Origin of the sequence: Lonsdalea quercina subsp. quercina (assembly GCF_000688695.1) — a bacterium.
Classification (GTDB): domain Bacteria; phylum Pseudomonadota; class Gammaproteobacteria; order Enterobacterales; family Enterobacteriaceae; genus Lonsdalea; species Lonsdalea quercina_D.
Genome location: NZ_JIBQ01000008.1, coordinates 76,865 through 90,022 on the forward strand (window position 1 = coordinate 76,865; position 13,158 = coordinate 90,022).

A 13,158-nucleotide genomic window follows, 5' to 3' on the forward strand; every position below is an offset into this window, starting at 1 on the left:
CGAGATTTCTCACGGACTGTCTGCTCATCACGTCTGACTAAGCACATTGCCATTCCAGACATCGCCCCGATTCATCACGTAAGGATGGTTATACGCGTTTTCAGGATGAACATTTTCCAGCGGGCTCCACACACTATTCCACGGCATGAAAAATGTCGCCTGAGGGAAAGCGGAGAGCATCACGTCAATCACGTTGCCGTAATCTAATTGTCCGTCAATGGTTCGCGGGCCTATTTCCGGAAAGGCGAAGGGTTTATTGAGATCCAGCATCTCCTGATAACCGCACAGCGTCTGCGGATTATCCAGATACATATCCAACCCGGTGATATCCACATAGGGATGACCGGGATAATAGTCCGATTTATAGCCGCGCAGAGCATCCGGCGAATAAACCCACAGCAGATTATTCAGCCCTTTTTGATAGGTGAAATAATTGAACATGTCCTGATAGAGCATTTTATACAGCTCCATGCGTACGGTATCGCTATTTTCATAGCCGGACGCGCCCCACCAAAACCACTCCCCATTCATTTCATGCAAAGGCCGATAAAACACCGTGATACCGCGACGGTTTAACTCCATCAGCCCCTCGGCGATCTTATCCAGCATTGCCAGCCAGCGCTGGCGTTCATCGGAACCCAACGCGAGAATTCGCGAATATTGTTCATTGCTGATCGGCTGCTTCAGCGCGCCCTGCCCTGTTCCCGGATTATTCCCCGCATAAATGGGGTTCGGCAGGTGATGGCTAATGGCGACTAATCCGCCTTTCTCCCAATGTGTTATCAACTCGGCGTTACAGCCGTAGTCGATTAAATTCGCTTCCTCGCCCGGTTCGGTAATATCCCAACCGCGGGCGTAGTCCGCGCCGTAAATAGCGGGGTACTGCCCCGTGGCGGTGTGAATCGCCTCCGCCTGGCGCATTGAGAACGCATCCTCGCCGGTAATGTGGGTGTAACCGCCGAATGCGCCGGAGATGAGTTTTTTATTTGCACGCGCCGGTAAACCGGCCAGCCAGTGATAAACCTTTACCGCCGTATCATCCGCATTTTCATTCGCCGTGGTCAGTTCTGTTGTATTGTTCATGGTGATATTCCTCATTATTAAATGATGTCTTGATATTCATTTCCGCTAAGCTTAATCGCGGCCTAATAAGGTTATCACTGCAAATAACGCATGAAACAAAAGGATGTTGTGTGGGAAATTACACAACACGCTCTCCTTGAATTATTTTTAAAATAATACCAAGGCGAGTAATAAAGCTAGGGTTTTATTATTGGGAAGAGTACGGTTTTGTGGCTGTTGGAAGTGACGATAGTTTTAAATAAAGGATAATTGGTGTGAAGGATAATAAATTTCTAGCCACAAGGCAGATATTCCATTGGGTAAATCGCGGCATGAATTGGGGGTAAATATTTGGAAAAAGAACCTTTCCACCCACTCGCTACCCCATAAGCCACGGTGAATTGTAGTGGAATACTATGTTTGTAATTTATACCAAGGTGCTATGTGACTGATGTGGGGTTAGTCCACACGAAAATTGCCAGCAAATTCTGTGATTTTAGACGTTAGCGTAACTCAATGGATCCCACTCGAAAATGGCGTAATACGTCAATGTATTGTAATTACAAATAATTTATAAGCAGACAAATATCTTCATCTTTACCGTTATAAGAAATCCTATTTAAAACAAATAAATAAAAATATCACTTCAATACAGATATCCTAAATTCATAACCTTTCGGTTAAGTTTTATTTTGTTTCATTCTTGTAGATAATAGCCAAAGTTCAGACAGGAAATTCGGCATCACAGACCAAACACCACCGGATAGCCCACGAGGAACAAGCTCATAGCTTTCGTCAGCGAAAATAAGCCTCATTAGACACTCGGTATTCCACACTTGATCGTCTATTGCTCCTGCCAACTTTACAGTCACCTGGCTGATAGCGGATGAAGTATCTTCAACACCAATAATGAACCAATGTGTTAACGAAATATCTTTCAATTCATTGCGTAATCGACCAGCACGAAAACCAATAGGACGATTGGGGTAATCGACTGTACCCTTGGCTAATTCGCCATAATTCTTCGTCATCAACCATGAAAGATATTCAGCGGCAAAAGCCTCTGGACTACCTGATGGTAGGTTTGCAATATCATCGGACGCGGCCAAGACAATATTCGAAACGACAGGCCTGGCTTTCCAGCTATTTAATGCATCCTTAATTTCTGCATTTCGTCGCATGCTTTTCCCAAGCTCACGCAGATCAACAGGTTTTTGTTCCTCGGTAGCTTTTTCTAATCTTTGTGCTTCATCACGACGCCGATCAAAATAATCAACCGTCGCCCATAAGAGATTAAATGCCTTCCCTGCTACTATGGGACTGCCGTAGTTAGGGTTTAATCCATGCACAATACCATGCCTGAATGGCATACAGATAAGTTCCGTATCCAGTTTTCGTCGAGTTGAACCAAGAATTGCAAGCCCTTCAGATAGACCTCCGGGGCCTGATGTTTGGCTATCAAAAACAGGTGTATCAGCACCACCAGAAAACGGATGTTTACCCGTTGATGTGGTGCATATCCCATCAATAATGCTCAACACAAGTGGGATAGCCGATAAATAATCCTCTGCTCCCGCTCGCTCTACAGCCCGTTCATACATTGCTTCCCATGGATTAAAATGACGCGTACAAAACCGGTAACCCAAAAAACGCAAGTTATCTGGATTTAGGTGATAGCTTGTCAGTTCGATTTCCCCATCATCAAGGTTCATATCAAGAACTTTTGCGACAAAATCTGTCGAGAAACGATCATAATTTACCCATCCAAGCGGACTATAAATTTGCGCAAACAGATCCCTATTGATCATCATGTTTTTTATGTTTTCTAATTGTCTTTCTACCTCCTGAAACTGCGCTTTAGCATTCTTATCGAATACTCCCAATAATTTTGCTACTGGACGAGCTTTTTCAATCTGATCAATAAGATATTCAGCAGGCGATTTAGGAACACGTTTATCTGACACTCATACGCCCCTTGTTGTTGTAACAGAAATTGCGGAGTCAAATCTGCGTAAAACCATATCAATATCAACAATAGCTACTTATGAAGAAGCTCGCCATCGAACATAAAATTTCTCCACATATTCGGCTGCATCTTATGACTCAATTGTAAAATGGCGTATACCCCTGTTCTCCGGCGCACGGCGCTTCACGACACGGTATCCCGTTCCGTACTGAACAATACCTGCGCGCCGGAGCGGCAGCGGTTGAGGTATGACGGAGATATCGGTTATGCACTCGGTGCAGCCGCCTGCATCAGCAGGGTAATCCCCTCCGGCTGAAAGCCTGCCTCAGGTATCGGTTCAGTCCTCCTCTGATAAGTGGGTTGATGAGAATTGACGCAGAAAATGTGCGTCAGATGACAGGGCACGCCGGAAAGCGTTGTGGCGTAAGGGCTGGCGCAGAGATTGTTCGCGGCGTCACTTGCAACGGCTTTGCGCCGTATGAAGTGACGCCGTTGCCTCATGGAAGCATTCGCTGAGGCAGCAAAAGGCCGCGGACGGTTGCGCCAGTCACTGGCGACATAAATGTGAATACGCATCAGCGCGTAAACAGATAGCAACGAAGCAGTGGCTTCACGGACAGGATGCAGCTCTGAGGCTCTAGATACGGTAACTGCCGTCGCCGAAGCGAGCACCCGCAGAATGGCAGCGATGGCGGGCTGGGTGTCGACCTCACAGGTTTGGCCTGTGCGTTGCCTTGAAGGTCGTGGCAACGTGGGATGCTGCTTACCGCAGCGATAAAACACCTATAACTTACTGCGCCAGCTTTCCCGCATCAAGCGGCTAACGCGCTACGCTTGTTGGCTCCCTAACGGATTTCCATTCCATAGAAATCCATTAGGGAGCGCCGAAATCCACTAGCGCAAAATGTAACATTTTGTGAATTTACGCCGGGTGTGCCTTCACTCTGACTCCCCTACCCTACCCCGTCCGCGCCCGGTGTTTTGATAGCGCGACGGCCAGATCTCTTCGGGGAGTTTATTTAGCGCCTCGGCGATCAGACGCTCGCCTTTCGGCCAGTGACGCGTCAACGCATTTGCCAGCGTGGACGACGCCAGCCCCGCTTCTCTGGAAATCGCCGCCAGTGTTGTTCCCTGCTTTCTTAAACTCGCAATGATATCCGCCGGATGCCAGTCATGTTGTTCCATATGTCCTCCTGCATTGTTGACTATTAGTCACATGGTAGCACAAAAACTAACGATTGTGACTAATAGTCCGTGGACTGATAAGCATCAAAATCGAATGCTTGTCACATGAAAACATCCGATTCGATCAAAGTCCTGTTAGGACAACGCGCTAAGGCGCTCAGATTGCAGGCTGGCCTGTCTCAGGAAGCCTTTGCGGAAAAGTGCGGGCTGGATCGTACCTATATCAGCGGCATTGAACGTGGGATCAGAAACCCAACTCTGGAAGTGCTCAACATCATCGCAATTGGGTTACATACCGATCTAACCACGCTGTTTGCATTTCACGATCCAGCCTGACATTCCAATCTTGCCGATTAAATCGACAAAACCTCTCATATGTGACTCATCGTCCGTGGTCTGATAAGCAACGAGAGATAATGCTTATCTGCATGGAAAATGTAAAAAACATCACCGTCCGTTTTGGACAACGCGTAAAAACACTTCGCTTACAGGCCGGACTCTCCCAAGAGGCTTTCGCCGATAAGTGCGGATTGGATCGCACCTATATTAGTGGCATTGAGCGAGGCGTTAGAAACCCAACGCTGGAAGTGATTGGGGTTATTGCTGATGGGTTGGGGATTGAATTGGCTGTATTGTTCAAATTTCAGTAAACCTAAAAATCGTAATTAAACCTGTTAATATTCAGGAGTGCTTATGATGATTTATAGTAGCAGGGAAGACGCAATAGCTAATAATTATTTCAATAAAATCAACGAATTATCATTTAACACATCAATTCCCGCATCAATAGCGATTTTAACGCTCGAACACCCACAGCCTATTGCATGGTTCTTCTTAGGACTAACTACGCTTTTCGCCCTCAAAGAGGGTAAAGAATATAAAAAAATCTCCCGCCGCTATGTAGCAAAATATAAGGGACTTATGGGAAACATTGCTCTTTTAAGCAAAATAAATCTCTTCTCAATCAGTATTGATATATAAACATTTATTACATTAGGCGAACTGAATTTAGAATCTATCTATCAATTAACTAGTTTCAGAATTAGTAGTCTATAAAAAACACCAGCCTTTATCTGGAAGCTGGTGTTTTCGAATTACTATCTGCCTTAGCAGGCCTTATGAATCACATCCACTCGATCATTAATTACCCAGCACCCCCCTTATTTTTCGGGGGGGGTTATGTGGTCGATTACACCGATACTGACCTGCTCCCCGTTGATAAACCGTGATGTCAGTAATGTATTCATCAGCAACAAGAGGACATAGCGGATCGGACCTAGTATCCAGCCCGCCTCGTATTATTTAAATCCAGCGATGAATCTTTCATATGATCCTTGAGCGCTAGCAAGGTGGGTGTTGAGAGCTTGTAGAGGACGTCCAAGTTTAAAGCGGCGCTGCTGTCCTGAACCTCGGTTCTCAATTTCTTCGATAACATGAGTCTCGATTAAGTCTGGCAGAGTTGAATCGATGAAAGTCTGCCCTCGATCGCCCAATTTTATCTTTATAACAGACTCGCTGATGTGAGTACTCCGCATAAAATAGCGAAGCAATTTTTCAACATTCACAAGCTCATTATCCATTGACATCATCTCGACATCGATTGACTCAACAAACTCTCCATTACTGGATGTCGAATTCTGTTTATCTAGATAGGTCTTAATAGCACCCGGCTCCCAGATCTCAAGCCCCGTATCTTCAACTCTAATTGAATCAAATGTGCAATGGATAAAGGAATTTCCGTCAATCTTAGTTGAGGGATAAACTCTCAACTGTCCAAAGTTACATTCATCAAACTGGCAGGATTTAATCTCCGTAGTCTCATAACTACTTTGAGAAAAATAACAATTCTTGAAAGAAATATTTTTTAGCTTGCAGTCACGGATCGCATCAATGCCGAAAACCATATCAACCAACTCAAGTCCATTCGAATCAATCTCACTGAGTAGTTTCAACGTAAGGTTTCCACAATTCTCTTTAGTATAGGATGCTTGCCCATCCAACTTACTTATTGATGAAATAAATCTACTAATTTCAATAACTTTTTCAATTGATTGTCGTCTTGCTGCTCGAATGAATTCCAGTTGCGAGTTATCCGGCAAAATGCCGCGACGCAAAATACTTAACGTTTCGGAAGCCGCACTTTTATTAAGAGGAAGTACAACATTAGCCAACCCATCCCCTAAGAAGTACTGACGGAATTCGTCATGATCGAATTCTACAGCAAAGTTGATATCTGATGAAGCAATTAAAAGCGCATGCCCACTTATTCTATCTCGCACCTGCTGTGACTGTTGCGCAGACAAGCGTTTCGACTCACAAAAATACTCAGCGACTACATCTAGATGATCCTGCTTCAGATATTCAATACGACTTTCCCACATGTTGATTGCTATTAGAGCCAACAACTCACAGTGCTCATCGACTGTGATGAGCGTAGCTCCTATGTCACCGGACCGATCAATCCATTTCTCATTAGCCTCTCTCTCGATTATGCTACGCACAAAGACTGAGAAAAAGTCAGAACCAGAAGAATGGATTTTCTCTATAAATTTTTCAAGCGAAGAACTTTGCTGTGCAATATCAACCAATCGTCTTACCAAAACGGGCCGCGTCAATAAGGAGTGATCCTTTCCTAGACGTTCGGCCACCCTCTGATAAATATCTTCAGCATGATCTAGATTTCGATTTTTACAATACTGTAGAAACTGGGTTTCTTCCCAGCGGTTCAACTCAAGCTTTGAAAAACCAACGGAATAATTACTAATAGTATCGTAAAGCTTCTCTTGTGATCGCAGGTTTTCAAACTCGAAATATGCCTTGCGTGCAGCAACTACTACCGTACCTGTTGAGTTTAGTGAACCAACCAATATCCCCATAGCGGATAAGGCTTCGCCAGAACTATTCTCGACAAACATTTCCTCGAATCCATCGAACGCCGGTATGATTACTCCCATTCGAACAAGAGCAAGAAATGAATTATAGTAAAGGAATGGAAAGCGGTACTTATTTTGCAATGCTCCTACAGTAATATCATCGAAGCGTAGGAAATGCCTTCCCCCTAAGATAATTGGGACCAAAAGCCAATCCGAAGAACCTTCAGTAAACCTGAGCGCCTGTTTTCTAGCTGCAGCATTGATGAGAGATGTTTTTCCCTCTCCTGCATCGCTTGTAATGTACAAAACAGAGGTTTCAAGCGGACTTTGCGAATCCAAATTTTTCAGCATTTCATCAAGAGCGTCTGATACAGATGAGACTTGCTCGTTTGGGTTTGTCTCAATAGTGGGAAGAAAATCTGCGGCGGGGGATACGAAGTTAGGAGGCGCAGGTATTTGTTCCAAAATACGGGAACTCAACAGATGTAATTTAGCTAATCGTTCTACAATCCATCTGCTTGCAGGGATATCACCAGCCCCCTCATCGACGTAGATGTCCCCATATTTAGCAGTAATCCCAGCATCAACAACATCCCCATTAATGGAAAACATCATTCTTTGACTATCAAAAATTATTTCTGAACCAGGATCTGCAAAAGTTGAAATAATAGATTTAAACGTATCGATTTGCATTATTATATTCCTAATTCAATAAGCGTTGCAGCACCTACCTTAATAGGCACCAGAGCATTGCTCATTTGCGGATGGACTCGGATAATCTTTGTACCTCTCAGCATCAATGTTCTGATAGGCGGTAAAAAATCATCATCTGCGCTAACTATAAAAAGAAAATCACATTCTTGACCGGCAAGATATATAAGATCGCAAGTGAGCATTGTATCAACCAGCTTCTGCTCATGCCTGTAGACAAGAGATTTCCCCTCTGTAACACAACCTTGAGTAGGGCAACGTCCTTTCTGTAAAAGTTTCTTTGCCAGCGGTAACGGGCAGGTAGTCGAACTGCATCCGACTGACGCAGGGGTTTCAACACGTATGTTGCTGGGGCGTCCCTTACGGCGGTATGTATTAAACAACTGGTGACCGGGCTCTTCCAGCAAGGAAACAGCAAGTTCTGCTGTTGTCCTAATCCTCACAACTTGGCCGCTATTCCTTGGTACGCGTATGACAGTAGGAAACTCACTTTGAATACGCACTGAAACCCTTTGGGAAAGCACACTAAGGGCATCACCTTCATACCAACCACCATACAATCTAACCTCACATCCCCCCATATCTTGCAAGAACATTTCTGAAGCTTGGATTAAGATTTTTTGAACCACATCCAAAACTCCCGCAGACTTTTGGAGTGGGCTTAGATTGTCATAATCAATACATAGAGTAATCTTCATTTATCGAGACACCGGAAGGTAACTTCATTACAAAGCTGAAACAATGCACCATGAATGATTCGCATCTTAACGTTGGGGGTAAATCAGCCATTCTCCCCATCGGGGATTTCGCTATGTTACAGCAAAACTCACGGTCAAAGCCCATTATTCCACGCCAATGCATAGGATCCCTCCATACAGATTCAGCTCAGTTGGACCGTATAATAAGTGGCTGATTTTACCACATAGATTAGCCCCATAGATCACCAGACACTTCGTCTCTCTTAAAATAAGAGGTAGTCTTAGAACTATGTTTAACACCAGTCAGAATAATAAGATGGTTGAAGTGTTATCAGGACCTGAGCGGCGTCGGCGTCGTACACCGCAGGAAAAAATTGCCATTATTCAGCAGACTATGGAACCCGGTATGACCGTGTCTCATGTCGCGCGCCTACATGGCATCAATGCAAACCAGATATTCAAATGGCGCAAGCAATATGAAGACGGCTCGCTGACGGCAGTTGCATCGGGCGAGGAAGTGGTGCCGGCCTCCGAGCTCGCGGCCGCCAATAAGCAAATTCGCGAGCTCCAGCGCCTTCTGGGCAAAAAGACGATGGAAGCCGAGATACTCAAAGAGGCCGTGGAGTTCGGTCGGGCAAAAAAATGGATTGCGCATGCGCCCTTGTTGCCCGGGGACGACGAATAACCGACGTTTGCAGAAGTCTTGGCGTGTCGCGTGCGCAGTTGAGCATCAGGGTTCACCGGCCATCTGACTGGCAGGATCGCAGACGGCAGCCCCGTTCTGACGATACCACCGTATTGTCCCGGATAAACATGGCGGTGGCTGACCTGCCGACGTATGGTTATCGCCGTGTGTGGGCGCTGCTGCGACGGGAGTCAGAGCGGGACAGCCTGCCTGTGGTTAATGCGAAGCGGGTGTATCGCATTATGAGAACGCATAATCTGCTTCTTGAACGTAAACCCGCTGCTCCTTGCCGTAAGCGGGCCCATAAGGGGCGCGTAGCAGTAACGGAAAGTAACCGGCGCTGGTGCTCAGATGGCTTTGAGTTCCGCTGTGATAATGGCGAAAAGCTGCGGGTGACCTTCGCGCAGGACTGCTGCGACAGGGAGATCATTGACTGGGCAGCGAGCACCGGAGGCTATGACAAAGAAACGGTGCAGGATGTCATGCTGGGTGCGGTGGAAAAACGCTTCGGAAGGCAGTTGCCAACAGAGTCGCTGGAGTGGCTGACGGATAACGGTTCAGCCTAGAGGGCTCATGAAACGCGGGCGTTCGCCCGGTTGCTGGGACTGGAGCCTTGCACGACAGCAGTGAGAAGCCCGGAAAGCAACGGCATAGCAGAAAGCTTCGTGAAGACGATAAAACGGGACTACATCAGCATCATGCCGAAACCGGACAGCCAGGCAGCGGTGATGAATCTGGCGGAGGCGTTCAGTCATTACAACGAACATCATCCGCATAGTGCACTGGGATATCGCTCACCACGGGAATATATACGCAGGAAGTTATCGCAACCGTAAGAGAGTAAAAACGTCTGGATATATAGGGTCAAATCCACCACATAACCGACTACGTGCCATAGATACATAGATTAGACTGACCCCATAAATTACTAGATAAACTCCCCAACCCACCCATCAACCATATCCGCCCAATCCTGCAACATCTTCCGGCGTTGTTCGGAGTATTCCTCTTTGTTGTAAACCGCCCGAACGCCGCGCTGTTCGTGGGCAAGGGCTTTTTCTATCCAGTCCGAGCTATACCCAGCTTCATGCAGATGTGTGGAGGCGGTGCGGCGCATATCGTGGATGGTGAAATCCCCTAACGGTAGACCCTGCTTTTGTGCCAGTTGGATCGCGTGATTCGCTGCGCGGTTGAGCGAACTTAACGCGATAGTACCATGTTGAGACTGGCCGAAACTCGGCAGTACAAACGGCGATCCCGCTGCCAGAATATGTAAACAGATCCAACGCCTGCTGGGAGAGATAGACCACATGCGGACGCCCCGCGCCACGGCGGCTGGCTTTCATTTTCTCCGCCGGTATGGTCCATTCGGCATTCACAAAATCAATCTCATCCCATGTGGCATTAACAACGGAGTTTTTTCTGACCAGCGTCAGCATAATGATCTTGAGCGCGACTTTTAGCGCATGAGAAGTTTGCGCGTTTTTTAACGTATTAAAAAACAGGCCAATCTCTTTTTTGGATAGCGCCCTATCCCTTGGAACAAAGGTGGCGATAGTGGACGGCGGCACGTGCTCCGCCGGATTGTCACATTTCACGCCGCGCGCTTTGGCGTAGGTAAATACGCAGCCGATAATATCGCGCGTTTTCACCGCCGATGCCGCCGCGCCACGGCTTTTCACCTTATCGCAGTGGTTGCGCAGTATATCGGGCGTGATTTCGCTTAACAGCTTTTTGCCGAACTTCGGCGCAACGTCGCGTTTGATAATGCCCTGTATCATGCGGCGCGTACTGTCTTTGTAGTTGGCATCGTCAAACCAGCGCGTCAGCCAGTCGCCGAAATAAGTGGATTTGGCCTGCTGTTTCTGTCGTTGTTTTTCAATAGCCGGAGAAATGCCCTGTTCGATCAGCCGCTTGGCTTCCCTTAACCGTTCTCTGGCCTCTGACAGCGTGATCGGGCCATATTTGCCTATCGCCAGCGTTTCCCGTCTGTCGTTGATACGATAATCGTAGCGGAACGAAACGGTTCCCGAAGGCAACACCGCCACATACATCCCGTCGCGATCGGCAACCTTGTAAAGCCGTTCTTTAGGTTTCAGCGATTTCAACCGGGTATCCGTCAACATCACCGCCTCCTCATGCTATTGTCAAAATACCGTCACCCACGACGGTATTTTTTCAACTTAGCACAGCAGACGAAAAATGCTACCGTCAAAAATGACGGTATCAGAGAATGGATTCAGATGGATTGCCATGGCTCACAAAAGAAAAAATCGCCAGTAAATCCTATGATTTTACTGGCGATTTTAGACGTTAGTGGAACTCAGTGGATGTTAAAAACTTATTCCCACTCAATCGTCGCGGGCGGTTTGCCGGAGACGTCGTAAACGACGCGGGAGATGCCATCCACTTCGTTGATAATGCGGTTGGATACGCGGCCCAGGAACTCGTACGGCAGATGCGCCCAGTGCGCGGTCATGAAGTCCACGGTTTCCACCGCACGCAGAGAGACGACCCAGTCGTACTTACGGCCATCGCCCATCACGCCTACGGAGCGCACCGGCAGGAACACGGTGAAGGCCTGACTGACCTTCTGATACAGATCGGCCTTGTGCAGCTCTTCGATGAAGATGGCGTCGGCGCGACGCAGCAGATCGCAGTACTCTTTTTTCACTTCGCCCAGTACACGCACGCCCAGACCCGGTCCCGGGAACGGATGACGGAACAGCATGTCATGCGGTAAGCCCAGTTCCAGACCAATTCTACGCACTTCGTCTTTGAACAGCTCTTTCAGCGGCTCGACAAGGCCAAGCTTCATCTCTTTCGGCAGGCCGCCCACGTTGTGGTGGGATTTGATGACGTGCGCTTTACCGGTGGCAGAGGCGGCAGATTCGATCACATCCGGGTAGATGGTGCCCTGCGCCAGCCATTTGACGTCCGTCAGCTTGCAAGCTTCTTCATCGAATACTTCCACAAACACACGACCGATGGTTTTACGCTTGGCTTCCGGCTCGTCAATGCCCGCCAGCGCGCTCAGGAAGCGCTCTTCAGCCGGAACATGAACAATGTTCAGACCGAAATGGTCGCCGAACATTTCCAGCACCTGATCGGCTTCGTTCAGTCGCAGCAAGCCGTTGTCCACAAAGACGCAGGTCAAACGGTCGCCGATGGCGCGGTGCAGCAGCATCGCGGTTACCGAGGAGTCCACGCCGCCGGACAGACCCAGGATGACTTTGTCTTCACCGACCTGCTCACGAATGCGGGAGACGGCATCATCGATGATTTTCGCCGGCGTCCACAGCGCTTCACAGCGACAGATATCGAGGACGAAACGTTCCAGCATGCGCTGGCCCTGGCGAGTGTGGGTCACTTCCGGGTGGAACTGTACGCCGTAAAAACGTTTTTCTTCATTCGCCATAATGGCAAACGGACAGGTATCGGTACTGGCTACGGTCTCAAAACCTTGCGGGATCGCGGTCACTTTATCGCCGTGGCTCATCCACACATCCAGCAACGGTTCGCCTGCGGCGCTGGCGGCATCCTGAATATCGCGAACCAGCGCGCTGGCAGATTTTACTTCCACCTGCGCATAGCCGAACTCACGCTGATTGGAGCCTTCCACTTTTCCGCCCAGCTGCATCGCCATGGTTTGCATGCCGTAGCAAACGCCCAACACAGGAACACCCGCCTGGAATACATACTCAGGGGCGCGTGGGCTGTTGAACTCCGTGGTGCTTTCCGGGCCGCCGGAGAGAATAATACCGTTCGGATTGAATTCACGAATCTGCGCTTCGGTGACATCCCATGCCCAAAGCTCACAGTACACGCCCAGCTCACGTACGCGGCGAGCGACGAGTTGCGTATATTGCGAACCGAAATCCAGAATAAGAATGCGGTGTTGATGAATGTTTTCTGTCATGAGAGGCGTATTCCAATACGGATAGAAGCGAATGAAAAATAGAACCCGATAAATATTAC

At 47.8% G+C, this 13,158-nt stretch carries 9 protein-coding genes and 2 pseudogenes; 4 read left to right on the plus strand and 7 right to left on the minus strand.

Features of this window, described 5'->3' with window-relative positions; translation table 11 throughout:
* Positions 1-27 precede the first annotated feature (27 nt).
* The 3 genes from SB13_RS09195 to SB13_RS09205 all read right to left on the minus strand — a co-directional run bounded on the left by SB13_RS09195 (position 28) and on the right by SB13_RS09205 (position 4,213).
* Complete coding sequence (locus SB13_RS09195; RefSeq protein ID WP_152545795.1) at positions 28-1,083, minus strand: glycosyl hydrolase; 1,056 nt, start codon at positions 1,081-1,083, stop codon at positions 28-30.
* Positions 1,084-1,742: 659 nt separating this feature from the next.
* Positions 1,743-3,026: a hypothetical protein gene (locus tag SB13_RS09200; protein ID WP_051616410.1), complete on the minus strand. Its 1,284-nt coding sequence runs from the start codon at positions 3,024-3,026 to the stop codon at positions 1,743-1,745.
* A 941-nt stretch (positions 3,027-3,967) separates the two neighbouring features.
* Complete coding sequence (locus SB13_RS09205; protein WP_026740072.1) at positions 3,968-4,213, minus strand: helix-turn-helix domain-containing protein; 246 nt, start codon at positions 4,211-4,213, stop codon at positions 3,968-3,970.
* 105 nt (positions 4,214-4,318) lie between these two features.
* Here SB13_RS09205 and SB13_RS09210 point away from each other — a divergent pair, with 105 nt between their 5' ends.
* The 3 genes from SB13_RS09210 (at position 4,319) to SB13_RS09220 (ending at position 5,194) form a co-directional block, all read left to right on the plus strand.
* Complete coding sequence (locus tag SB13_RS09210; protein WP_026740073.1) at positions 4,319-4,549, plus strand: helix-turn-helix domain-containing protein; 231 nt, start codon at positions 4,319-4,321, stop codon at positions 4,547-4,549.
* Between the two features lie 92 nt (positions 4,550-4,641).
* A complete protein-coding gene (locus tag SB13_RS09215) occupies positions 4,642-4,863 on the plus strand; it encodes a helix-turn-helix domain-containing protein (RefSeq protein ID WP_026740074.1) in 222 nt (73 codons plus the stop codon).
* Positions 4,864-4,906: 43 nt separating this feature from the next.
* Positions 4,907-5,194, plus strand: a complete 288-nt coding sequence (locus SB13_RS09220; protein WP_026740075.1) for a hypothetical protein — start codon at positions 4,907-4,909, stop codon at positions 5,192-5,194.
* 317 nt (positions 5,195-5,511) lie between these two features.
* Here the strand turns inward: SB13_RS09220 and SB13_RS09225 are convergent, their stop codons facing one another.
* A complete protein-coding gene (locus SB13_RS09225; RefSeq protein WP_026740076.1) occupies positions 5,512-7,779 on the minus strand; it encodes an NACHT domain-containing protein in 2,268 nt (755 codons plus the stop codon).
* 2 nt (positions 7,780-7,781) lie between these two features.
* Positions 7,782-8,495 carry a PIN domain-containing protein gene (locus SB13_RS09230; RefSeq protein ID WP_026740077.1) on the minus strand — a complete coding sequence of 238 codons (714 nt, stop codon included), beginning with the start codon at positions 8,493-8,495 and terminating at the stop codon, positions 7,782-7,784.
* A 316-nt stretch (positions 8,496-8,811) separates the two neighbouring features.
* Here SB13_RS09230 and SB13_RS17610 point away from each other — a divergent pair.
* Positions 8,812-10,016 (plus strand): annotated as a pseudogene (locus SB13_RS17610) (IS3 family transposase).
* A 92-nt stretch (positions 10,017-10,108) separates the two neighbouring features.
* Here the strand turns inward: SB13_RS17610 and SB13_RS09245 are convergent.
* Positions 10,109-11,306: pseudogene (locus SB13_RS09245) on the minus strand (tyrosine-type recombinase/integrase).
* 215 nt (positions 11,307-11,521) lie between these two features.
* Positions 11,522-13,099 carry a glutamine-hydrolyzing GMP synthase gene (gene guaA, locus SB13_RS09250; protein WP_026740079.1) on the minus strand — a complete coding sequence of 526 codons (1,578 nt, stop codon included), beginning with the start codon at positions 13,097-13,099 and terminating at the stop codon, positions 11,522-11,524.
* Positions 13,100-13,158 lie beyond the last annotated feature (59 nt).

What these genes read in the sequence shown, in the direction of transcription:
- SB13_RS09195 (WP_152545795.1), bottom strand. Translation starts at nt 1,083, where the DNA reads ATGAACAATACAACAGAACTGACCACGGCGAATGAAAATGCGGATGAT.
- SB13_RS09205 (WP_026740072.1), bottom strand. Translation starts at nt 4,213, where the DNA reads ATGGAACAACATGACTGGCATCCGGCGGATATCATTGCGAGTTTAAGA.
- SB13_RS09210 (WP_026740073.1), top strand. Translation starts at nt 4,319, where the DNA reads ATGAAAACATCCGATTCGATCAAAGTCCTGTTAGGACAACGCGCTAAG.
- SB13_RS09215 (WP_026740074.1), top strand. Translation starts at nt 4,642, where the DNA reads ATGGAAAATGTAAAAAACATCACCGTCCGTTTTGGACAACGCGTAAAA.
- SB13_RS09220 (WP_026740075.1), top strand. Translation starts at nt 4,907, where the DNA reads ATGATGATTTATAGTAGCAGGGAAGACGCAATAGCTAATAATTATTTC.
- SB13_RS09225 (WP_026740076.1), bottom strand. Translation starts at nt 7,779, where the DNA reads ATGCAAATCGATACGTTTAAATCTATTATTTCAACTTTTGCAGATCCT.
- SB13_RS09230 (WP_026740077.1), bottom strand. Translation starts at nt 8,495, where the DNA reads ATGAAGATTACTCTATGTATTGATTATGACAATCTAAGCCCACTCCAA.
- guaA (WP_026740079.1), bottom strand. Translation starts at nt 13,099, where the DNA reads ATGACAGAAAACATTCATCAACACCGCATTCTTATTCTGGATTTCGGT.